Origin of the sequence: Accumulibacter sp., from assembly GCF_036625195.1 — a bacterium.
GTDB lineage: Bacteria > Pseudomonadota > Gammaproteobacteria > Burkholderiales > Rhodocyclaceae > Accumulibacter.
This window is the reverse complement of record NZ_JAZKUG010000001.1, coordinates 4,197,614-4,218,321: the sequence shown is the minus strand read 5'-3', so window position 1 is coordinate 4,218,321 and position 20,708 is coordinate 4,197,614. Positions and strand designations below refer to the sequence as shown.

18 protein-coding genes, 1 CRISPR repeat array and 2 riboswitches (1 of these 21 cut by a window edge) are annotated in these 20,708 nt (G+C 65.3%); of the genes, 3 read left to right on the top strand and 15 right to left on the bottom strand.

The window, feature by feature from the left end:
- The first annotated feature begins 160 nt into the window (after window positions 1-160).
- Window positions 161-2,995: a TOTE conflict system archaeo-eukaryotic primase domain-containing protein gene (locus tag V5B60_RS18545; RefSeq protein WP_332349044.1), complete on the top strand. Its 2,835-nt coding sequence runs from the start codon at window positions 161-163 to the stop codon at window positions 2,993-2,995.
- Between the two features lie 96 nt (window positions 2,996-3,091).
- On the opposite strand, the gene V5B60_RS18540 is transcribed toward V5B60_RS18545, so the two are convergent.
- From V5B60_RS18540 to cas2, 14 genes are all read right to left on the bottom strand, one after another.
- Window positions 3,092-4,282 (bottom strand): multidrug effflux MFS transporter, encoded by a 1,191-nt coding sequence (locus tag V5B60_RS18540; protein ID WP_332349042.1) that lies wholly within the window; start codon window positions 4,280-4,282, stop codon window positions 3,092-3,094.
- 40 nt (window positions 4,283-4,322) lie between these two features.
- On the bottom strand, window positions 4,323-4,595 hold the full coding sequence (locus V5B60_RS18535) for a hypothetical protein (protein ID WP_332349040.1): 273 nt from the start codon (window positions 4,593-4,595) through the stop codon (window positions 4,323-4,325).
- Window positions 4,596-4,710: 115 nt separating this feature from the next.
- Window positions 4,711-5,502, bottom strand: coding sequence for a ferritin-like domain-containing protein (locus V5B60_RS18530; protein ID WP_332349038.1), 792 nt, complete (start codon window positions 5,500-5,502; stop codon window positions 4,711-4,713).
- Entirely contained in the window at window positions 5,499-6,125 is a 627-nt protein-coding gene (locus V5B60_RS18525; RefSeq protein WP_332349036.1) for a DUF2946 family protein, read from the bottom strand. The genes V5B60_RS18530 and V5B60_RS18525 overlap by 4 nt, the downstream gene beginning before the upstream one ends.
- 81 nt (window positions 6,126-6,206) lie before the next feature.
- Window positions 6,207-6,689: a glutathione peroxidase gene (locus tag V5B60_RS18520; protein ID WP_332349034.1), complete on the bottom strand. Its 483-nt coding sequence runs from the start codon at window positions 6,687-6,689 to the stop codon at window positions 6,207-6,209.
- A complete protein-coding gene (gene gcvP / locus V5B60_RS18515; RefSeq protein WP_332349032.1) occupies window positions 6,686-9,622 on the bottom strand; it encodes an aminomethyl-transferring glycine dehydrogenase in 2,937 nt (978 codons plus the stop codon). Before gcvP ends, V5B60_RS18520 begins: the two co-directional genes overlap by 4 nt.
- A 27-nt stretch (window positions 9,623-9,649) precedes the next feature.
- Complete coding sequence (gene gcvH, locus V5B60_RS18510) at window positions 9,650-10,033, bottom strand: glycine cleavage system protein GcvH (RefSeq protein ID WP_034936952.1); 384 nt, start codon at window positions 10,031-10,033, stop codon at window positions 9,650-9,652.
- 48 nt (window positions 10,034-10,081) lie between these two features.
- Window positions 10,082-11,170 (bottom strand): glycine cleavage system aminomethyltransferase GcvT, encoded by a 1,089-nt coding sequence (gcvT, locus tag V5B60_RS18505; protein WP_332349026.1) that lies wholly within the window; start codon window positions 11,168-11,170, stop codon window positions 10,082-10,084.
- A 77-nt stretch (window positions 11,171-11,247) separates the two neighbouring features.
- Window positions 11,248-11,350, bottom strand: a riboswitch (glycine riboswitch).
- Window positions 11,351-11,353: 3 nt separating this feature from the next.
- A riboswitch (glycine riboswitch) is annotated at window positions 11,354-11,440 on the bottom strand.
- A gap of 45 nt (window positions 11,441-11,485) precedes the next feature.
- A complete protein-coding gene (locus V5B60_RS18500) occupies window positions 11,486-11,902 on the bottom strand; it encodes an MAPEG family protein (protein WP_332349025.1) in 417 nt (138 codons plus the stop codon).
- 34 nt (window positions 11,903-11,936) lie between these two features.
- The gene (gene yfcF / locus V5B60_RS18495; RefSeq protein ID WP_332349023.1) at window positions 11,937-12,569 is read right to left on the bottom strand and encodes a glutathione transferase; all 633 of its coding nucleotides are present in this window, start codon (window positions 12,567-12,569) and stop codon (window positions 11,937-11,939) included.
- Between the two features lie 15 nt (window positions 12,570-12,584).
- Window positions 12,585-13,163: a peroxiredoxin gene (locus tag V5B60_RS18490; RefSeq protein WP_332349022.1), complete on the bottom strand. Its 579-nt coding sequence runs from the start codon at window positions 13,161-13,163 to the stop codon at window positions 12,585-12,587.
- A 259-nt stretch (window positions 13,164-13,422) separates the two neighbouring features.
- Complete coding sequence (locus tag V5B60_RS18485) at window positions 13,423-13,719, bottom strand: CRISPR-associated endonuclease Cas2 (RefSeq protein ID WP_332349020.1); 297 nt, start codon at window positions 13,717-13,719, stop codon at window positions 13,423-13,425.
- The gene (cas1, locus tag V5B60_RS18480; RefSeq protein ID WP_332349018.1) at window positions 13,709-14,734 is read right to left on the bottom strand and encodes a CRISPR-associated endonuclease Cas1; all 1,026 of its coding nucleotides are present in this window, start codon (window positions 14,732-14,734) and stop codon (window positions 13,709-13,711) included. The genes V5B60_RS18485 and cas1 overlap by 11 nt, the downstream gene beginning before the upstream one ends.
- A gap of 15 nt (window positions 14,735-14,749) precedes the next feature.
- Window positions 14,750-15,037: a CRISPR-associated endonuclease Cas2 gene (gene cas2 / locus V5B60_RS18475; protein ID WP_332349015.1), complete on the bottom strand. Its 288-nt coding sequence runs from the start codon at window positions 15,035-15,037 to the stop codon at window positions 14,750-14,752.
- A 276-nt stretch (window positions 15,038-15,313) separates the two neighbouring features.
- Here cas2 and V5B60_RS18470 point away from each other — a divergent pair, with 276 nt between their 5' ends.
- Together V5B60_RS18470 and V5B60_RS18465 are read left to right on the top strand one after the other, a co-directional pair.
- Window positions 15,314-15,553 (top strand): AbrB/MazE/SpoVT family DNA-binding domain-containing protein, encoded by a 240-nt coding sequence (locus V5B60_RS18470; RefSeq protein WP_332349013.1) that lies wholly within the window; start codon window positions 15,314-15,316, stop codon window positions 15,551-15,553.
- A complete protein-coding gene (locus V5B60_RS18465; protein ID WP_332349011.1) occupies window positions 15,553-15,753 on the top strand; it encodes a hypothetical protein in 201 nt (66 codons plus the stop codon). Before V5B60_RS18470 ends, V5B60_RS18465 begins: the two co-directional genes overlap by 1 nt.
- A gap of 195 nt (window positions 15,754-15,948) precedes the next feature.
- On the opposite strand, the gene V5B60_RS18460 is transcribed toward V5B60_RS18465, so the two are convergent.
- Complete coding sequence (locus tag V5B60_RS18460) at window positions 15,949-17,052, bottom strand: PDDEXK nuclease domain-containing protein (protein ID WP_332349008.1); 1,104 nt, start codon at window positions 17,050-17,052, stop codon at window positions 15,949-15,951.
- A gap of 433 nt (window positions 17,053-17,485) precedes the next feature.
- A CRISPR array of direct repeats spans window positions 17,486-20,708; the repeat unit is 36 nt; unit sequence GTCTCAATCCCTTTGTTTTCAGGGCTACTTACTGAC; it runs 236 nt beyond the window's last position.

The following is a 20,708-nucleotide window of genomic DNA, read 5'->3' as shown; positions in this document are numbered from 1 at the left end:
ACTCGTCAGCGTTGCCCATGGCCGTTCGTTCGACCCAACGGTCATGGCTTTCTCAGGCACTTCCGATGATGAAAGCCTTGACCTTTCCCCTCCCTCCCGACCCCTCTCCCGCGAGCGGGCGAGGGGAGATTCGCCAGTCGCTCACGCGACTTTCACGGTAATGGGCGCCGTATCCGAAGTCTCGCAGCACTCCGCCGTAGATGCCAAGATCGCCCTGTTCCGGTCGCTCTTCCGGGGGCGGGACGACCTCTATGCGCGCCGTTTCGCAAGCCTCCGCACGGGTCTGACGGGTTACACTCCCGCCTGCGCCAACGAGTGGGCGCGTGGACTGTGCGACAAGCGGGCGGTCAGGTGCCAGGACTGCCCCAGTCGGCGATTCCTGCCGCTGACCGACGAAACCATTCGCCAGCATCTGACGGGCCACGATGACCGTGGTCGCGAGTTCGTCATCGGCGTTTACCCGATGCTTCTCGATGAGACCTGCTTCTTTCTTGCCATCGATTTCGACAAGCAAGGCTGGTGTGCGGACATCGGCGCCGTTCGCGACACGTGCCGGGAACTGGGGCTGCCGGCCGCGGTCGAGCGATCGCGCTCGGGCAACGGCGGCCACCTGTGGTTGTTCTTCGCCGAGGCCCTGCCGGCTGTCCTGGCGAGGAAACTCGCTGCGCACATCCTCACCGAGACGATGGAACGACGACCAGAAATCGGTCTGGATTCGTACGACCGGTTGTTTCCGAACCAGGACACCCTGCCCAAGGGCGGTTTCGGCAACCTGATCGCCTTGCCGCTGCAGAAGCGCCCGCGGGAAAGCGACGACAGCGTGTTCCTCGACGGACGGTTTCTTCCCTGGCCGGATCAGTGGGCGTTTCTCTCGACCATGCAAAGGATCACCCGCGCGCAAGCCGAGTCCATTGTTCGCGCCGCCGAGCAACGCGGGCGTGTCGTCGGAGTTCGCTTTCCCGTGCTCGACGAAGACCAGGAAGGCGACGTCGAGCCGTGGAGCGCACCGCCCTCGCGCCGCCGAGCCGAACCGCCGATCGTCGGGACTTTGCCGGAACGACTGGAGCTGATCCTCGGCAACGAGATCTATCTTGCCCAAGAGGGATTGCCCGCCGCCTTGCGCAATCGCCTGCTGCGGTTGGCGGCGTTCCAGAATCCGGAGTTCTACCGGGCGCAGGCGATGCGCCTGCCGACCTTCGGCACGCCACGGGTGATCTCCTGCGCCGAGCAGCATCCGCTGCATATTGGTCTGCCACGCGGCTGCCTGGACGAGATCCAGGATCTGCTCGGCAGCCTCGGGATCGAATGCATCGTGCGCGACGAGCGCCACTCCGGCGTACCGCTGGGCGTCTCGTTCCAGGGCAGCTTGCGGCCGCGGCAGGCGGTCGCCGCCCAAGCCTTGGCCGGCCACGACCACGGAGTTCTCGCCGCGACCACCGCTTTCGGCAAGACCGTTGTCGCGGCGTGGCTGATCGCCAGGCGCGGCGTCAGCACGCTGGTGCTCGTCCACCGCCAGCAACTGTTGGAGCAGTGGGTCGAACGGCTGGCAAGCTTCCTGGGATTGCCGTCCAAGGCCATCGGCCGCATCGGCGGCGGTCGCAACAAGCCGAACGGCACGCTCGACGTGGCGCTGATCCAGAGCCTCGTCCGCGCGGGCGTGGTCGATGACCGGGTCGGGGAATACGGTCATCTGGTCGTGGACGAATGCCATCACCTGCCGGCATTGAGCTTCGAGCAGCTGGTCCGGCGAGCGAAGGCCAGATATGTCCTTGGCTTGTCAGCGACCGTGACCCGCAAGGACGGGCACCACCCGATCGTCTTCATGCAGTGCGGACCGGTCCGCCATCGAGTCAGTGCGCGCGAACAGGCAGCGGAGCGACCTTTCATCCACAACGTCTGGGTGCGTCCGACGGCCTTCCACGCGCCTTCCGCCGGCGGCGCCGACCTGCGCGTCCAGTTCCATGATCTGTACGAGGCACTGATCGCCGACGACAGACGGAATCGACTGATCGTCGACGACGTCGCGGCGGCAGTGCGCGAGGGACGTTCGCCGGTCGTGCTGACCGAACGAACCGGTCATCTCGAACAGCTGGCCGAGCGACTGGAACCGATCGTGCGCCACTTGGTGGTCCTGCGCGGCGGCATGGGCAGGAGGCAATTGCAGGAGGCGCTCGCGCGACTGGTGGCCATCCCGGAGAGCGAGGAACGGGTCGTCCTGGCGACCGGTGGCTACCTCGGCGAGGGCTTTGACGACGCCCGTCTCGACACCCTGTTCCTGACGCTGCCGGTCTCCTGGCGCGGAACGATTGCCCAGTACGCCGGCCGTCTGCATCGCCTGCACGACAGCAAGCGGGAGGTCCGCATCTACGACTACGCCGACCTCAATGTGCCGCTGCTGGCGCGGATGTTCGACCGGCGCTGCAAGGGCTACGAAGCGGTCGGGTACACCATTCTGCTGCCGGCCAGCGCGGTGCCCGGCTGGCCACCGGAGGTGCCGCTTCCGGTCGAGGCGGAATGGAAGCGCGCTTACGCTGCCAGCGTCCAGCGCCTGCTGCGCGACGGGGTGGACGCGCCGCTCGGCGAGCTGTTCGTGCACGCCGCTGGCACGTTCGAGCCGGGGGCGAGCGGTGCCGGGCGCGCGCGCAGCGCCAGCGAAGCCTTCCTCCATCGGCGTTTGCAGACGCTTCCTGACACCGCCGGGAAGTTTCGTCTCAACGTCGTATTGTCGATTCCTTTCGACGGACGTGGCGGAATGGAGGTGGATCTGCTCGCCGCTGAGGCGCGCGTGGCGGTCGAAGTCGATGGCCCGCAACACTTGGCCGACGCCACAGCCTACCGCCGCGACCGGCGCAAGGACGCGCTGTTGCAGGAGAACGGTTATGTCGTGCTGCGCTTTCTCGCCGAGGATGTCGGCAAGCATCTCGATGAGGTTCTCGACATGGTCCTGCGCACCCTGGCGCGCCGGCAGCGGGAGCTGACTCCGGGCCAGGGGTGAGGTGGAAAGCGCTGCCCAGGTTCTGATGGCTCGTTCACATCCGTCCTGCTCTCCGGTGCACCGGCAGGCTTCCCGGGTGGGGCGAACGCCGCAGCGTCAGCGGCCACGGCGCAGCAGCAGCAACCATGAAACGGGCGCGAGCAGGGTGCAGATGGCGACCGCTGTCGCCAGTGCCGCGCCGCCGCCCGCGAGCCCGTGGCCGACGGCGATGCCGACCAGTGCCGCCACGCTCATCTGGACGAAGCCCATGAGCGCCGACGCCGCGCCCGCCATCGCCGGATAGGGGGCGAGTGCGCGCGCGATCGCGTTCGGCATGACGAGGCCGGTTCCCATGGTGCAGAAGAACATCGGCACGAGGATGGCGGCGAGCGTGCGGACGCCGGCGTACTCGAGCAGGGCCATGGCGAGGCCGGCGATGGCACCGATGCAGGCGCCGATCAGGAGCAGCCGGTCGCTGCCGAGGCGCCGTACCAGTCGCCCGGAGATCAGCGAGCCGAGCAGGTAGCCGGCGACGACGCTGCCGAAGCAGATGCCGTAGACCTGCGGCGTCAGCCCGTGCCGCTCGGCGAGGACGAAGGACGATCCCGAGATGAAGGCGAAGAGTGCGCTGTAGGAGAAGGAAAAGGTGAGCAGGTAGCCGAGGTAGGCCCGGTTGGCCAGCAGTTGGGCGAAGTTGGCGAGCATCCGGCGCGGCCTGGTGGCGTCCGGGTCACGCCGCAGGTTGCTCTCGCCGAGGGCGCGCGCGACGGCCAGAAGCTGCATCACGGCGATCAGCAGCAGGAGCACGAAATTCGACTGCCAGCCGAAGAGGATGGTGAGGAAGCCGCCAAGCGTCGGTCCGATCAGGGGCGCGAGGGCCATGGCGCTGCCCATGTAGGCGATGATCCGTGCCGACTCGCTGGCTCCCCAGATGTCGCGCACGATCGCGCGCCCGATCACCGGGCCGGCGCAGGCACCGAGCGCCTGCACGAAGCGGGCGCCGATCAGTGTCGCGATGTCGGGGGCGAAGACGCAGCCGAGCGAGCCGAGACAGTAGAGCGCCAGACCGCCGAGCAGCGCCGGGCGGCGTCCGAAGCGGTCGGACAGCGGGCCGTAGACGATCTGACCACAGGCGAAGCCGGCGAGAAAGACCGACAGCGTCAGTTGCACCGCGGCGGCGTCGCTGGCGAAGACCCGGGCGAGAGTCGGCAGCGCCGGCAGGTAGAGATCCGTCGATAGCGGGCCGAGGGCGACCAGGGTCGTCAGCAGCAGCGCCAGGCCGGCGGACGGGCGCGGCGTCGCTAGCATGGCGGCCGGCGGTGGCGCCTGCAGCCTGCTGCACGCACTGCTAGGGATGCCTGAAATCGAGGAACATCTTGAAGCAGCGCGCGAAGGCGAGCGGCGTTTCGCAATGCTCGGTCCATAGACTGGACGTGACCGAGAAGGACACCTCGCCGTTCGCCTCGCGGTCCTTCACCCAGACCAGGCGGCGATCGCTGTAGACGCCAGTCGGCAGATGCTTGCCGATGAATTCCCACACCCCCTCGAGTGTGTCGAAGCTGGCGAGATCCCCGGACCCGTCGGCTCCTTCCTCTTCTTCCATGAAAACCTGATAGCGCATGGTGAGACTCGCTCCAGTAAAGCCCGGACGGTGCCGCCGGTAAGTGATTGACATGGGCCGTCGCGGACGGCCGCTTCATCCGGTCAGCCGCGCTGGCCGCTGCGCCCGCTTGCCCTCATCCAGCCTGCAGCGCCGCCAGTTCCTGCTCGTCGAAGCCGGCGGCGCGGCGCGCGGCGAGGTTGAACGGGCCACGCGGGCGCGGTGCGCGATGGCGTCGGGCCAGTTCCGCCTGGCAGGCCAGCGGGTCGAGGCCGCGCCGTTCGCAAAGCCAGTGGTACCAGCGGTTGCCGATGCGCACATGCGCCACCTCGTCACGCAGGATGATCTCGAGCAGTGCCGCACCGTGCTCGTCGCCGGCATGCCGCAGCTTGTCGCGGATCAGCGGCGCGGCGTCGAGGCCGCGCGCTTCGAGGACGCGCGGCACGAGCGCGAGTCGTGCCAGCAGGTCGTCACGGGTTTTCTCGGCCATTTCCCAGAGCCCGTCGTGTGCCGGGAAGTCGCCGTAAGCGTAGCCCATCGCCCGCAGGTGCTGGTGCAGCAACTGGAAGTGTTGCGACTCCTCACGCGCGACGCCGATCCAGTCGCGGTAGAAGTCGCCCGGCATGCCGGCGAAGCGCCAGACGGCGTCGAGCGCCAGATTGACGGCGTTGAGCTCGATATGCGCCAGCGAGTGGAACAGCGCGGCGCGTCCCGCGAGCGTGCTGACCGGTCGTTGCGCCAGTTGCGCCGGCGCGACCAGCAATGGCCGCGCGCAGCGGCCGGGCAGGCTTTCGTGCGCCAGCCGGCTGCTGTCCGGGTCGGCCGGCGTCCGCTCGCCGGCAGGCAGCGGCATGGCGTCGACGGCGGCGCATTTCAGCACCGGGTCGCCGAGCAGCAGGGCGTCGAGGGCGAGTTGCCGCGGGTTCAACGCCCTTCCTCCACGTCGCCTGCTCGTGGTATGGCGACGAAGCCATAGTGTCGCGCGACGTCGGCCCGGCGGAGCGAACGCACCGGCAGCCGTTGGCCGCGCCAGCAGAGCGTCAGCGCGCTGGCCTCGCCGTCGCCGGCGCACATGGCGGCGAGCACGCTGGCGTCGTCGGCCGGCATCCCGTCCGCCAGCTGGAGGCAGCCGTGCAGCGCAGCGAGGTCGTGGTCGCAGAGCAGCGCAACGCCCTCGGGGATCTCGAGCAGCAGGTTGCCCTGTTCGTCGATGGCGGCGCCGCGAATCTCGTCGACCGGCGTCCCGATGTGCGTCTCGAGCTGCCCGGTGGCGCCCAGGCGCACCACCCAGGGGGTGTACTCGAGCTCGACGTAGACGCGCTGCGGACCGTTCTGGACGAAATGGTTGCCCTGCCGGTCGCATCCGTACTGCCGGTTGAGGAAGGCGACGAGGCCGGCATGGGTGAGCGTTTCGCCGCGCAGGCGCCAGCGACCGCGGCGATCGAGTCCCAGCCAGCCGTAGCACGCCGGCACGTTCGGCCAGCGCAGCATGGCACTGAGGTCGGGAGTCCGCAGCGGCGCCGATCCGGGCGTCGACTCAGCGCGGTGCATGCGTTTCGTCGTCGCCCGGCAGCCGTGCGCACGCCGGCGGCTGCCGCCTGCCGTCGTCGCCGGTCTGCCGACGGTGGTTGCTCACAGCAGTTTCTCGATGTCGTCGGCGATGCTGTCCGGGGCGGTTGCCGGGGCGTAGCGCTGCACGACGTCGCCCGCGCGATCGACGAGGAACTTGGTGAAGTTCCACTTGATCGCCTCGCTGCCGAGCAGGCCCGGCGCGGCCTTCTTCAGATGCTGGTAGAGCGGGTGCGCGTTGTCGCCATTGACCTCGATGCGGGCGAACATCGGGAAGCTGACGCCGTAGTTCTTCTGGCAGAAACTGGCGATCTCGCTGGCATCGCCCGGCTCCTGCGCGCCGAACTGGTTGCAGGGAAAACCGAGAACGACCAGGCCGCGCTCGCGATAGCGCTGGTAAAGCGCCTCGAGGCCGGCGTACTGCGGCGTGAAGCCGCACTGGCTGGCGGTGTTGACGATCAGCAGGACCTTGCCGGCGTAGTCGGCCAGCGGCTGCGTGCCGCCGCCGAGGAGCTCGGCGCTGAACTCGTGGATGCTTGTGCTCATGTCTTCACTCCGCTGGTGTGGTTGACCGGGCCGGATTCCGCCGACTCGTCGGACTCGTCGACCGGCATGCAGGAACAGAACAGATGGCGGTCGCCGTACACGTCGTCGACGCGATTGACGCTCGGCCAGAACTTGTTCTCCGCCACCCAAGGCAGCGGAAAGGCCGCCTGCTGGCGGCTGTAGGGCCGCTGCCACGCCTCGTCGACGATGTCGGCCTGGGTGTGCGGGGCGCGCTTCAGCGGGTTGTCGTCGGCCGGCCAGTGGCCGCTCTCGATCTGCCGGATCTCGTGGCGAATGCCGATCATCGCGGCGATGAAGCGATCGAGTTCGCCCTTTGCCTCCGATTCGGTCGGTTCGACCATCATCGTTCCCGCCACCGGGAAGCTGACCGTCGGCGCGTGGAAGCCATAGTCCATCAGGCGCTTGGCGATGTCGATCTCGGAAACGCCGGTCGCCGCCTTGAGCGGGCGGATGTCGAGGATGCACTCGTGCGCGACGCGGCCGTTCCTGCCGGTGTACAGCACCGGGTAATGCGGAGCCAGGCGGGTGCCGATGTAGTTGGCGTTGAGGATCGCCACTTCGGTCGCTCGCGTCAGTCCGCTGCCGCCCATCATCGCGATGTACATCCAGGAGATCGGCAGGATCGACGCCGATCCCCAGGGCGCCGCGGCAACCGCTCCCTGGCCGCGGTGCGGGCCAGCAACCGGTTGCACGCAGTGGTTGGCCATGAACGGCGCGAGATGTGCCTTGAGACCGATCGGACCCATGCCCGGGCCGCCGCCGCCATGCGGGATGCAGAAGGTCTTGTGCAGGTTCATGTGGCTGACGTCGGCGCCGATCAGCGCCGGCGAGGTCAGTCCGACCTGGGCGTTGAGGTTGGCGCCGTCCATGTAGACCTGGCCGCCATGCTGGTGCACGATGGCGCAGATCTCGCTGATCGCCTCCTCGAAGACGCCGTGCGTCGACGGATAGGTGATCATCAGGCAGGCGAGGTTGGCGGCATGCTGTGCCGCCTTCGCCGCCAGGTCGGCGACATCGATGTTGCCCGAGTCGTCACAGTCCACGACCACCACCCGCATGCCGCACATCTGGGCCGTGGCGGGATTGGTGCCGTGCGCCGATTTCGGGATCAGGCAGACGTTGCGGCGGCTTTCGCCCCGGCTGGCATGGTAGCGGGCGATCGCGACCAGGCCGGCGTACTCGCCCTGCGCGCCCGAGTTCGGCTGCAGGCAGATGGCGTCGAAACCGGTGATCGCCTTCAGCCAGGCTTCCAGGTCGGCGATCATCCGCAGGTAGCCCTGCGCCTGGTCGAGCGGCGCGAAGGGGTGGATGTCGCTGAACTCCGGCCAGGTGATCGGGATCATCTCGCTGCTGGCGTTGAGCTTCATGGTGCAGGAGCCGAGCGAGATCATCGAATGGTCGAGCGCCAGATCCCGGTTCTGCAGCTTCTTCAGATAGCGCAGCATCTGGTGCTCGGTGTGGTGGCTGTTGAACACCGGATGCGTCAGGATCGCGTCCGGGCGCAGCAGCGACGCCGGCAGGAAGGGGTCGGCACGGCGCAGTTGCTCGTCGAGCCCGTCGAGGTCGGCAGCCACGCCCGAGATCAGCTGGATCAGCGCAGCGACGTCGGCACGCGTCGTCTTCTCGTTGATCGCGATCGCGAGTTCGTCGGCGGAAACGAGGCGCAGGTTGTAGCCGGCGTCGGCGGCGGCCGTCAGGACCGCCGCAGCGCGGCCGGCCAGCCGCAGGCGCACGGTGTCGAAAAAGTGCCGGCTGCCCAGCTCGATCCCGCCCTCGCGCAGGCCGGCGGCGAGCAGGGCGGCGAGGCGGTGGATGCGGCTGGCGATGCCGCGCAGCCCCTGCGGGCCGTGGTAGACGGCGTACATGCCGGCGATGTTGGCGAGCAGGACCTGCGAGGTGCAGATGTTCGAATTGGCCTTTTCCCGCCGGATGTGCTGTTCGCGGGTCTGCAGCGCCATGCGCAGCGCGCGCTTGCCGCGGGCGTCGACAGAGACGCCGATGATGCGGCCGGGGACGGCGCGCTTGTACTCGTCACGGGTGGCGAAGAAGGCGGCATGCGGGCCACCGAAACCGAGCGGGACGCCGAAGCGCTGCGCCGAACCGAGTGCGATGTCGGCGCCCATCGCGCCGGGCGAGCGCAGCAGGACCAGCGCCATCAGGTCGGAGGCGACGGCGACGACGCCGCCACGCGCCTTGACGGCGGCGATCGACGCGCTGAGGTCGGCGACCTCGCCGGCATCGTCCGGATACTGGAAGAGCGCACCGAAGACCTCATGCCGCGTCGCCTCGGCGGGCGTGCCGAAGACCAGTTCGAAGCCGAACCAGGTGGCGCGGGTGCGCAGCACGTCGGCGGTCTGCGGCAGGCACGCCGCGTCGACGAAGAAGCGTTGCGCTGCCGACCTGCTGACCCGGCGGGCCATGCTCATCGCTTCGGCGGCCGCCGTCGCCTCATCGAGCAGCGAGGCATTGGCCAGCTCGAGGCCGGTCAGGTCGATCACCATCTGCTGGTAATTGAGCAACGCCTCCAGACGTCCCTGCGCGAGTTCCGCCTGGTAGGGCGTGTAGGCGGTGTACCAGCCCGGATTCTCGAGCAGGTTGCGCAGCACGACCGCTGGCGTCACGCTGTCGGCGTAGCCCATGCCGATCAGCGAATGCCGCTTGTCGTTGCGGCGCGCGATCGCCTGCAGCTCGGCCAGCGCCTCGATCTCGCTGCGCGGTCCGGCGAGCGGCAGCGGCGCCGGCAGGCGGATCGCCGCCGGCACCGTCTGCGCGACGAGTTCGGCGAGGCTGGCAACGCCGATGCTGGCCAGCATGCTGGCGATCTCGCCGGCGTTCGGGCCGATGTGGCGGCCGACGAAGTCGTCGCGCCGTTCGAGAGCCGCCAGTGGCGGCGCGGGAGGGGTGGCGTCCATGGTGTCTTCCGGTGGTTCGCGCGGCGACTAGGCGGCGGCAACGATCTCTTGGTACGCGGCCGCGTCGAGCAGGCCATCCAGCTCGGCGACGCTCGCCGGACGAATCCTGAACAGCCAGGCCGCGTAGGCGTCCTGGTTGACCAGCTCGGGCGAATCGGCGAGCACCGCGTTGTTCTCGATGACGCTTCCCGACAGCGGCGAATAGACGTCGGCCGCCGCCTTGACCGATTCGACGACGGCCGCTTCCTGCCCGGCGGCCAACTCGCGTCCCGGCTCGGGCAATTCGATGAAGACGAGGTCGCCGAGCAATTCCTGCGCATGATCGGTGATGCCGACGCTGATCGCTCCGTCGGCTTCGATGCGGACCCATTCGTGGCTGCGGGTGTATTTGAGGTCGGTCGGGATGTTCACGGTCTCTCCTGATGAGTGGAAGCAGGGCTGGTGTGGGTCAGGTCGGGATCAAACGAGGATGCTGCCGTTCCTGACGAAGCAGGGTTTGACGACACGCGCCGCCAGCGGCCTGTCGCGCACGCTGACCTGGACGACGTCGCCGACGGCGGCGGGCAGCGGCAGGCGGGCGAGGGCGATCGACTGCTGCAGCGTCGGCGAGAAGCTGCCGCTGGTGATCTCCCCCTGGCCATGCGCGCTGTCGACCCGCTGGTGGGCGCGCAGGACGCCGCGGTCGAGGAGCAGCAGGCCGAGGAAGCGGTGCTGCTGCGGTTTCGCCAGCAACGCCGCCTTGCCGACGAAGTCGCGCGGCGCAGCGAGGTCGACGGTCCACGCCAGCCCGGCGTCGAGCGGCGACACGCTCTCGTCCATGTCCTGGCCATAGAGATTCATTCCCGCCTCGAGGCGCAGCGTGTCGCGCGCACCGAGACCACAGGGCCGCGCGCCCGCCTCGGCAAGGCGCTGCCACAGCCCGACGGCCTGCGCGGCGGGCAGCGTGATCTCGTAGCCGTCCTCGCCGGTGTAACCGGTGCGGGCGATCAGGAGTTCACCGACGGCGGCGGCGAAGAAGGGCTGCAGGGCGGCACTGGCCGGCTGGCATTCGGGCAGCGCCTGCCACACCTTCTGCCTCGCCTGCGGGCCCTGCACGGCAATCATCGCCAGCGCGTCCGCGCCTTCCCGGCGCGCGCGGATCGTCACCGCCAGGCCCCACTCGTCGCGGCGGGCCGTCATCCAGCGCAGGTCGTTGGCGGCGGTCGCGGCGTTGATGACGACGCGGAAGTCCTCTGCAGCGAGATGGTAGACGATGAGATCGTCGATGACGCCACCGGCCTCGTTGAGCATCGTGCTGTAGAGCGCCTTGCCCGGAAGCTGCAGGCGATCGACGTTGTTGGCCAGCAGTCGCCGCAGGAAGGCGCGCGCATCGTCGCCGGTGACATCGACGGCGCACATGTGCGAGACGTCGAACATGCCGGCATCGCGGCGCACGGCATGGTGTTCCTCGATCTGCGAGCCATAGTGGAGCGGCATCTCCCAGCCAGCGAAATCGACCATTCGTGCACCGCTTCGGCGGTGCTCCTCATTCAGGACAGTTTTCTGCATCGTATCAATCCCTGGCAGGAAGGTGTTGAAGTGGATTCCAGAAACGGCAAAGGGGCGAACCCGATTCGAGTCCACCCCTCTGTCCATGTACCTGAGAGATTGTCTGGCCGACACGCTGCTCTACGGTCGTCCTGGCCCCATCGGTGGGCGCCCTGCTGAAGCGGGCGCCGCTCTCCAGAGTTCATTGCACGAACGGTCCTCTTGCCTGAGCGTTTCCGGGTGGATTGCGCCTTCGGCGACGGCAGTGCCGTGCTCTCCCATTCGCGGCGAGACTATAGCGCGCGACGAACCCCGGCTGCAAGCCATCGCCCGCTCTCAGGCCAGATGCTGGCGAACGAAGGCGAGCAGCAGCCACGCCGACGAGAAGAAGATCGTCGTGAAGGTCAGCGCCATGCCCGTGACGCGGAAGCTGAAGTTCTCGGCCGTCTGGCTGACGCCGAAGGCGTGCGCGACGCGGCCGAGCAGCAGGCAGAGGCACAGGCCGTGCAGCAGCATCGCCTGCGCCCCCTGCGCCTCGACGAAATGGAGCAGGATCAGCCCGAGCGGAACGTACTCGGCGAAGTTCGCGTGCACGCGCATGGCGCGCAGCATCGCCGGGTTGCCGCCATCGCCGACGGCGATGCGAAGCTGGCGCCGCAGGCGCAGGGTGCGGATGCTCAGGGCGATGAAAAATAGCCCCAGCAGTGCGGCGTAGGCCGGAACGATGTGGGTGTTCAGTGTCGTCTCCCGCAACGAGTGTGGGCGCGGCAGCGCCGTCCCGAATGGTTCACGCCGTCGCCACGCGGGGCGGCCTCGGCCTGCGCGCCCACGACTGCACGCTGGGTCTCTGCCACTGCCGTGTCGCGTAGCGGGCGAGGGCGTCGGGAACGGCGTCGCCGTTGAGCAGCAGGCGGTTGAGCATCAATGCCAGGTCGACGTCGGCGATGCACCAGTCGTCGCCGCACAGGTGGTCGCCGCCGTGCGCCAGCAGTTCACCGGCGCCGGCGAAGAGCCGCGCCGCCGAGTGCTCGGCGGCGGCGGAGAGCGGCTGCGCTGTCGGGCCGTAGAAGATCACCTCGGTCGAGCGGTCCTGCCGGAGCGGCAGAAAATCGCTGCGCAGCCACGCCTGCACCTGCCGCGCGCGGGCGCGGGCGCGCGGCGCCGACGGATAGAGCGCCGGCCCGGGATGGACCTCGTCGACATACTCGGCGATCGCCGACGACTCCGACAGGGCAAAGTCGCCGTCGACCAGCGTCGGCACGCGGCCGCTGATCGACAGGCGGGCGAAATCCGGCCGCTGCTGGTCGCCGGCTGCGAGGTCGAGGGTCTCGAGGGTGAAGGACAGCCCCTTTTCCTGCAGCGCGACGAAGGCCGACAGGGCATAGGGCGAGGCAAACTGGGCATCGACGTAGAGGAGCATGGTCAGTGATTCCGGTCAGGAGGAGAGGGTCGGAGAAGGGCGCGGGTTCGCCCGCAGCCAAGCGAGCACCTCGTCGGCATTGCGGTCGGGCGGAAAGACCGGGTAGAAGAGCTTGGCGACGCGTCCGTCGTCGACCACCAGCGTCAGCCGCCGGTACAGCTCGGTTCCGGCAACGCGGAAGGTTGGCAACCGCAGCGCCGACTTCAGGCGCAGCCCGCTGTCGCTCAGCAGCTCGAAAGGCAGGTGCAGCCGGTCGCGCGCCTCGCGCTGGTAGTCGCTGTCCTGCGCGCTGAGCCCGAAGACGCCGGTATCGAGCGCCTGCAACTCGGCGAAGTGATCGCGGAAGCCGCACGATTGCGGCGTGCAGCCGCGCGCGCCGGGGATTGCATCCCAGCCGTCGGGCAGCGCGACGCCCGGCCGACCGGTCATCGGATAGACGTAGAGCACCCAGCGCCCGGGCACTTGGGCAAGGTCGAGCGAAGTGCCGTCGGTCGCGGTCAGCGTCAGCGCGGGCAACCGCGAGCCCGCGAGATGGGCCGCCGCACCGTCGTCGATGGGCGGCAGCAGGTGCTTCGGCAGGGGAAAATCGTTCATGCTCAGCGGCCCACTCCTTCACAGACTTCTTGCACCGTTCATCGACGACGCGACCGGATCGCCGCCACCGCCACGGCGGGCAGGGAAAGCCCTGCGCCGGCGCGCGGCAGCGGACACGACGCAAGCGCGCCATCGAGCAACCACGGCAGGATAGCGCATCGGCGGCGGTTCTTACCAGCGCATCGGATAGCCATCGACTGCCGTCTTCGCCTGCTGCTGGCGGCGCGCCTCGGCGCCAGACGCGCGCAGACGGAATGGCTCATGTGATCGCTGCCGGCAGCCCGGTCCAGACGATTCCGTCCGGCAGGCTGGCGCGACCGACGCGCCCCTGAAAGCCGCGCGCCGGCAGCGGATAGCAGCGGACGTCATCGGCGACGGGATCGATCAGCACCCGGATCTCGTCCAGGCAGTAGCTTCGCGCGCGCTCGCTGCCCACCAGCAGGAATACGCTGTACTCCAGCGGCGTGGCGTGCTTGCACATCTCGCGATGCACGCGCAGGAGCCGGCGCGGATCGCTGATGTCGTAGCCGATGACGAAGGCGAGCTCAGAACCCATCGCCGTTGCCACCCGCGTCGAGCTCGCTGCTGGCCACTTCGGCGCCGTCGCTCCCATCGTCGGCCGAGTCGGAGACCGGAGCGGCCGCCAGACCGATCGCATTGGCGACGTCGGCGACGTTCTCGGCGAGCAGCTTGCGCAGGCGCGCCGCGAGTTGCTCCCATTCGGCGTAGAAGCGCGCCCGGCCGGCCTTGCCGAGCAGGCAGCCCAGTTCGCTGTGGCTGAAGTCCTCTGGCCGCAGTTTCTCGCTGCGGAAGAGCATCAGGACGTGCTTGTCGATTTCCACCCGCAGCGGTTCGACCAGATCGCAAGCGAGCGACTCGCGGGCGAAGTCGAGGGTGTGGTAGAAGCCGACGAAGGGGTCGAGCCCGGAACCGTAGAGCGCCAGCACCGCCTCCGCATGCAGCAGCGTATAGCCGAGGGAGAGCACCGCGTTCACCGGGTCGCGGGGCGGCCGGCGGTTGCGTCCGCTGAAGTTCAGGCGATTCGGCAGCAGGTCGCCGAAGCCTTCGAAGTACGCCGCTGCCGCGGCACCTTCGAGTCCGCGCAACGAGGCGATCCGCGTTTGCGCGTCGATTGCCGCGATGCTGCCGTTCACACGACGCAGCGAGAGGGTCAGCAGATAGCGGGAGCGCAACTCGCTCTCGCGGCGCTCGTCGAGAAAGGCTGCCTGTGCGCGCAGCTTCGCTTCGACGATGGCGCGCGAGAAACGCAGACAGAAATCGGCGTCGAGGGACTGCCGGTACTGCGCCACCCGCCGCGCCGCATCGTTGTGCGGCCGGCCGAGGAGCATCGTCGGCACCGCCTTGCGGCCGGAGAGCACCACCACGCCGATTCCCCGTTCGCCGAGCTTGCCGAGCAGCGCCGAGGAGAGCGTGACGTCGCCGCGCATGAAGACGCGCGACAGTGGCGCCAGCGGCACCGTACCGACGCGCTCACCGTTCTCGTAGAAGACCAGCGCCTCGCCGTCGGCCTTCAGGGTGATTCCACGCCGGTCTACATAGAGACTCGTCATTGCATCGTTCCTCGTTCAGACGATCAGGAAGACATCCGTCACCGCTTCGGTCGCTCGCCCCAGCAGGGTGCGCTGCATGCGCGGGTCGAGCTGGAAGATGTGCGCGCGGTCTTCGGCCAGGTCGATCAGGTCGGCCAGGGTCGCCCGCACCTCGCGCAACTCCGCGGCGGTCAGCCAGCACTCGAAGAAGGACTTCTGGCCGCCGACCTTGAACCCAGTCAGGTACTTCTGCACGCGACGACGCACCGCCGAGTCGCAGACGTCGTAACAGACCAGGTAGAGGGTTCGTGCCGCATCGTTCATGGTGCGACGATAGCCTGCGAAAGGCCGGATGTCCGCGTCGGCAAGCTTGCCAAGCGGCAACGAAGTGGCCCCGCTTCCGTCCGGCTGGCGGCCATCGCCTGGGCGGCGAAATCCGGGCGCGCCGCATGCCACGACAGGCTGGGGGCAGACTGACGACGCCACCATGAACACGCCGTACGATCAGGAAAGCAGGCCGGATCGGATCCAATCAGCGCCGGTGGCAGGCATCCCTGCGAGGTATTACGATGATGCAGGCCGCAATCCGAAGGAGGCATCATGGCGAAGACTCTCGGCAGCAAGGGGCGGGTCACCATCCCAAAGCGGACCCGCGACGCGCTCAACCTGGCGCCCCGATCATCGGTCGAATTCGCCGTCAACAAGGACGGCGAGCTGCTCATGCACAAGATGGATGAGCGGTCCGGCCGCAAGCCGGATCGTTTCGACGCAGCACGCGGCAAGGCCGACGTGAAGTGGCGCACCGACGAATTGATGGCTCTGTTGCGCGGCGAGGACTGATGCTGCTGGTTGATGGCAATGTGCTGGTCGATGTTCTGCGGGATGATCCGGAATGGGACGAGTGGTCGATCGGCCAGCTACGAGCGCATTCGCAGATTCATCGCCCGGCCACCAACCCGGTCATCCGTTTCAGCGGCGGACCGTCCACCGCAGCCGGTTGCCCGCCCGCCTGCCCGAGTACTCAGCCCGTCCCGGCGTAGGCGCCGGCATTGCGCTCCGGGTGGCGTTCGTACACACGTTCGAAGAGTGCCGTGCACGTCTGCCCCTACAGCTCCGGCTCGTAGGCGCTGGGCAGTCCGCTGTCGAGGATGTCTTCGAGCGCCAGCTTCAGCGACGAGCACGCTGCCGACTTCTGCCGCGCTCGACGAGCTGGTCTTCGCTCCAGGCGTGGGGGCTCATGCGTCTTCCTCACCCACCTCATCGGCCAGGGCCTGCTCGATGGCCTCGATGCTGGGCAGGCTGCTCTGCAGGTCGGCGGGCAGCGCGCGCGTCAGCTCAAAGGTCGAGACGCCGATCGGCTTGTCCATGCCACGCAGCGCATATTCGGCCAGCACCCGGTTGGGCAGCTGGCACAGGATCAGGCCAATGGTGGGGGCATCGCTGGCATGCCGCAGGCGGTCATCGACCACGTTGCAATAGAAGTTGATCTTGCCCGCGTACTCGGGCTTGAAGGCGCCACGCTTGAGGTCGATCACCACATAACAGCGCAGCTTCAGGTGGTAGAAGAGCAGGTCGATGTAGAAATCGTCCCCGCCCAGGTGCAGGTGGTATTGGCGCCCGACAAAGGCGAAGCCCTGTCCCAGCTCGAGCAGGAACTTCTCCAGATGGGCCACCAGCCCCGTTTCCAGTTCCCTTTCCTGGAACGTATCGGCCAAGGTCAGGAAGTCAAAGATGTAAGGGTCCTTCAGGGTCTGCTGCGCCATGTCGGATCCCGGGGGCGGCAGACGAGCAGCGAAATTGCTGGTTGCCCTTCCCTGTCGCAGGTGGGCAGAAGTCTCCACCTGCATCATCAGGATGTTTCGGCTCCAACCGTATTGGACGGCGGCTTGCATGTACCACTGCCGGGTTGCGGGGTCCTTGACCTTGGCCATCAACTCGGCGTGATGTCCCCAGGGGAGCGAAAGCAGCAGTTCCGGCGGAAAGAGTGCCACAGGCTGTGGCCCTTTTTCCGGCGCTGCAGTTTGTGCCACAGCCTGTGGCACCTGTCCCAGATGCGGGTAAGCGCGATGGAACGCCAGCATCCGGTTGATGTTGCGCTCGGAAAAGCCCTTTTCTTCCGGTAGTTCGTTGTGCAGGTCACGTGCCAGACGGGGGATCACCGCTGCGCCCCAGCCCTCTTGCTTCTGTCGCTCGGCGATCAAGGCGCCGATCTCCCAGTACAGGCGGATCAGTTCCGCATTCACCGCCATCACGGCGCGGGTCTGCGCGTGGCGCACGCGCTGCCGGATGTCGGTCAGCAACGCGGTGTAGTCCGTGGGGAGTAGAGCAATGTCAGGCATGGTCGATGGCCTCCACGTCGATCCGGCCGGAGAGCAGGGGCGGCAGCACCTGGCAGCGCCGGCGCCGCAAACAGTCGGATCGTTGCTTGTTCGACGAACTGGTCTGTGGTCCAAGCGGCGGGCCTCATGGTATCAACTCGCGGCTCTCCATGCCATCTGCCGGTAAGGTGCAGCGATGATCTGGATGATTTTCCATCACCGGGATGGTGTAGGCGGGCAGGTGTTGCTGGCGGTGCGAAAGCGCACAGATCTGGCGGAGAAAGGAGCCTGTCTGCATGGCTGTAAGCGCCGAAGATGCCGCGTTCCCAGCCATGCCTCGGCGTACCCGCTGTGCTCTGTTACGTCAAGGGCTCGCTACGCGGGGCTGGCGCCCGCCCTTGACCCGCCTCCCGGTTGGCAAACTTCGTGCCCGATTTCCTTGCTTTGATAAACCGTCTCAATCCCCTTGTCTTGGGGGCTGCTTACTGACCCATACTGCAAGTGATAGCGGACATGGAAATCCAGGTCTCAATCCCTTTGTTTTCAGGGCTGCTTACTGACCCTTGAACATCCTGGCCCAGGACATCAAGAGCCAGTCTCAATCCCTTTGTTTTCAGGGCTGCTTACTGACCCAGGCCGGCGCAGCAAAGGGCAAGCCTGCACCGTCTCAATCCCTTTGTTTTCAGGGCTGCTTACTGACGCCGGCATGCTGAGGGGCGCTTCATCGCTGGAAGTCGCAATCCCTTTGTTTTCAGGGCTGCTTACTGACAGCAGGACTGGATAAACCGGGCAAACCGTATCTGTCTCAATCCCTTTGTTTTCAGGGCTGCTTACTGACCTACTCGAACGCATACCTGATCCAGCCGAACTTGTCTCAATCCCTTTGTTTTCAGGGCTGCTTACTGACAGCTTGACCTTGATGATGTAGCCGCGCAGAGCAAGTCTCAATCCCTTTGTTTTCAGGGCTGCTTACTGACAATGACCACGAGATAACCAGCCTTCCCTACTTCGTCTCAATCCCTTTGTTTTCAGGGCTGCTTACTGACACCGATGCCACGACCGTCGAGGCTAAGGCGCGGGGTCTCAATCCCTTTGTTTTCAGGGCTGCTTACTGACAGATGTTGCGCGACAAGGCACGCAATGCATGGCAGGTCTCAATCCCTTTGTTTTCAGGGCTGCTTACTGACCTGGCCTAACCAGTGGCAGTGCTGCCGAAGCCAAACGTCTCAATCCCTTTGTTTTCAGGGCTGCTTACTGACCTGGCCTAACCAGTGGCAGTGCTGCCGAAGCCAAACGTCTCAATCCCTTTGTTTTCAGGGCTGCTTACTGACAGTCGCCCGCGACAAGTGGGGCGCCAAGGCCGGTCTCAATCCCTTTGTTTTCAGGGCTGCTTACTGACCCGCAGTCCGACGAGGCCAAAGCGGCCGCGGCCGTCTCAATCCCTTTGTTTTCAGGGCTGCTTACTGACATGAGAGAAAATATCCGAAAGGGAAACTTCCACAGTCTCAATCCCTTTGTTTTCAGGGCTGCTTACTGACATGAGAGAAAATATCCGAAAGGGAAACTTCCACAGTCTCAATCCCTTTGTTTTCAGGGCTGCTTACTGACCGCTTCTGTGGATGTCGAGGGTGATGACTTCCTGGTCTCAATCCCTTTGTTTTCAGGGCTACTTACTGACGATTATCGCCGATTTGCAGCGGCAGCTTGCAGCGTCTCAATCCCTTTGTTTTCAGGGCTACTTACTGACCGCACATGCGCGCGCAATGGCTTGCCGAAAGGCTGTCTCAATCCCTTTGTTTTCAGGGCTACTTACTGACATGAGGATCCGTATCTGTGAAACACGTGATCATGTCTCAATCCCTTTGTTTTCAGGGCTACTTACTGACTGATGATTTTCAAGATCATCGGTACTCGCGAGGTGTCTCAATCCCTTTGTTTTCAGGGCTACTTACTGACTTACGGCAGTCACGTACCAGTTGGTAACGCCGGGTCTCAATCCCTTTGTTTTCAGGGCTACTTACTGACGTTTCACGATGAGTTCATTGTACATCTCGCAGAGGTCTCAATCCCTTTGTTTTCAGGGCTACTTACTGACGTTTCGGGGTTTCAGTTGAGACGATCTCCCGCAGTCTCAATCCCTTTGTTTTCAGGGCTACTTACTGACCATGTTGCAGCGACAACTGGAGGATTGAAAATGGGTCTCAATCCCTTTGTTTTCAGGGCTACTTACTGACCCTGTCGTCGGATAGCACGGGACGACGCCCGATGTCTCAATCCCTTTGTTTTCAGGGCTACTTACTGACCAGCGCCAATGCCGCGGCCGTCGAGGTTAGCAAGGTCTCAATCCCTTTGTTTTCAGGGCTACTTACTGACCGCTATGGCGAACGTCAGCGATGTGGTCGGCGGTCTCAATCCGTTTGTTTTCAGGGCTACTTACTGACGGCAACCATCAACAACGGGAGAACGACATGCTGAGTCTCAATCCCTTTGTTTTCAGGGCTACTTACTGACAGCGAACCCGCCAAGGTTCGCGCACCTCGCCCCATGTCTCAATCCCTTTGTTTTCAGGGCTACTTACTGACCCCGCTGCTGACGAGGCAGCCTGATATGCGGTCTCAATCCCTTTGTTTTCAGGGCTACTTACTGACACGATGCCTTCGAGCGTGCCATCAAGCGAGGCAAGGTCTCAATCCCTTTGTTTTCAGGGCTACTTACTGACGCGCGGACAGCACGATCTCCGCCGCGTCAGTCAAGGTCTCAATCCCTTTGTTTTCAGGGCTACTTACTGACTAGGTCGAATTTCGTAGCCAATGACCATCAAATCGTCTCAATCCCTTTGTTTTCAGGGCTACTTACTGACCGTTCTTGGCTTGGCGCAGCAAGCGCCAATTGGCTTTGTCTCAATCCCTTTGTTTTCAGGGCTACTTACTGACCTTCGATTATATCCTTATCCGGATTCCCGGATTCAGTCTCAATCCCTTTGTTTTCAGGGCTACTTACTGACCGCGACGGATGATTTGTGATGGACCGCCAATTCACGTCTCAATCCCTTTGTTTTCAGGGCTACTTACTGACACAGTCAGGGCAACACTGACAAGCCGATTGGTGTCTCAATCCCTTTGTTTTCAGGGCTACTTACTGACACACTTGTGAATTTTGGTCATCCCCAGAAACATGTGTCTCAATCCCTTTGTTTTCAGGGCTACTTACTGACTGGTAAGCATTTAAATGGCAATCGTTGGTTTGGTCTCAATCCCTTTGTTTTCAGGGCTACTTACTGACGCCAGAAATGGTCGGCTGGCAAACATAATCTCAGTCTCAATCCCTTTGTTTTCAGGGCTACTTACTGACAACAAGGCGGCAATGAAAAGAATCATCGAGCAGTGTCTCAATCCCTTTGTTTTCAGGGCTACTTACTGACGCGGCGGTCAAGAATGGCGAACGACAACAACGCAGTCTCAATCCCTTTGTTTTCAGGGCTACTTACTGACCGAGGACTTCCCTGTTTCGAGCATGGCCGGCGAAGTCTCAATCCCTTTGTTTTCAGGGCTACTTACTGACCGATTGCCCCTTGAACCCAGACAACTCCGAACAAGTCTCAATCCCTTTGTTTTCAGGGCTACTTACTGACGCCCAACGATTGAATTCTTCGGTTTGAATGGGGAAGTCTCAATCCC

What these genes read in the sequence shown, in the direction of transcription:
- gcvP (WP_332349032.1), bottom strand. Translation starts at nt 9,622, where the DNA reads ATGGACGCCACCCCTCCCGCGCCGCCACTGGCGGCTCTCGAACGGCGC.
- cas1 (WP_332349018.1), bottom strand. Translation starts at nt 14,734, where the DNA reads ATGACGAGTCTCTATGTAGACCGGCGTGGAATCACCCTGAAGGCCGAC.
- V5B60_RS18485 (WP_332349020.1), bottom strand. Translation starts at nt 13,719, where the DNA reads ATGGGTTCTGAGCTCGCCTTCGTCATCGGCTACGACATCAGCGATCCG.
- yfcF (WP_332349023.1), bottom strand. Translation starts at nt 12,569, where the DNA reads ATGCTCCTCTACGTCGATGCCCAGTTTGCCTCGCCCTATGCCCTGTCG.
- V5B60_RS18520 (WP_332349034.1), bottom strand. Translation starts at nt 6,689, where the DNA reads ATGAGCACAAGCATCCACGAGTTCAGCGCCGAGCTCCTCGGCGGCGGC.
- V5B60_RS18525 (WP_332349036.1), bottom strand. Translation starts at nt 6,125, where the DNA reads ATGCACCGCGCTGAGTCGACGCCCGGATCGGCGCCGCTGCGGACTCCC.
- V5B60_RS18460 (WP_332349008.1), bottom strand. Translation starts at nt 17,052, where the DNA reads ATGCCTGACATTGCTCTACTCCCCACGGACTACACCGCGTTGCTGACC.
- V5B60_RS18535 (WP_332349040.1), bottom strand. Translation starts at nt 4,595, where the DNA reads ATGCGCTATCAGGTTTTCATGGAAGAAGAGGAAGGAGCCGACGGGTCC.
- V5B60_RS18490 (WP_332349022.1), bottom strand. Translation starts at nt 13,163, where the DNA reads ATGAACGATTTTCCCCTGCCGAAGCACCTGCTGCCGCCCATCGACGAC.
- gcvT (WP_332349026.1), bottom strand. Translation starts at nt 11,170, where the DNA reads ATGCAGAAAACTGTCCTGAATGAGGAGCACCGCCGAAGCGGTGCACGA.
- V5B60_RS18470 (WP_332349013.1), top strand. Translation starts at nt 15,314, where the DNA reads ATGGCGAAGACTCTCGGCAGCAAGGGGCGGGTCACCATCCCAAAGCGG.
- V5B60_RS18545 (WP_332349044.1), top strand. Translation starts at nt 161, where the DNA reads ATGGGCGCCGTATCCGAAGTCTCGCAGCACTCCGCCGTAGATGCCAAG.
- V5B60_RS18465 (WP_332349011.1), top strand. Translation starts at nt 15,553, where the DNA reads ATGCTGCTGGTTGATGGCAATGTGCTGGTCGATGTTCTGCGGGATGAT.
- V5B60_RS18540 (WP_332349042.1), bottom strand. Translation starts at nt 4,282, where the DNA reads ATGCTAGCGACGCCGCGCCCGTCCGCCGGCCTGGCGCTGCTGCTGACG.
- cas2 (WP_332349015.1), bottom strand. Translation starts at nt 15,037, where the DNA reads ATGAACGATGCGGCACGAACCCTCTACCTGGTCTGTTACGACGTCTGC.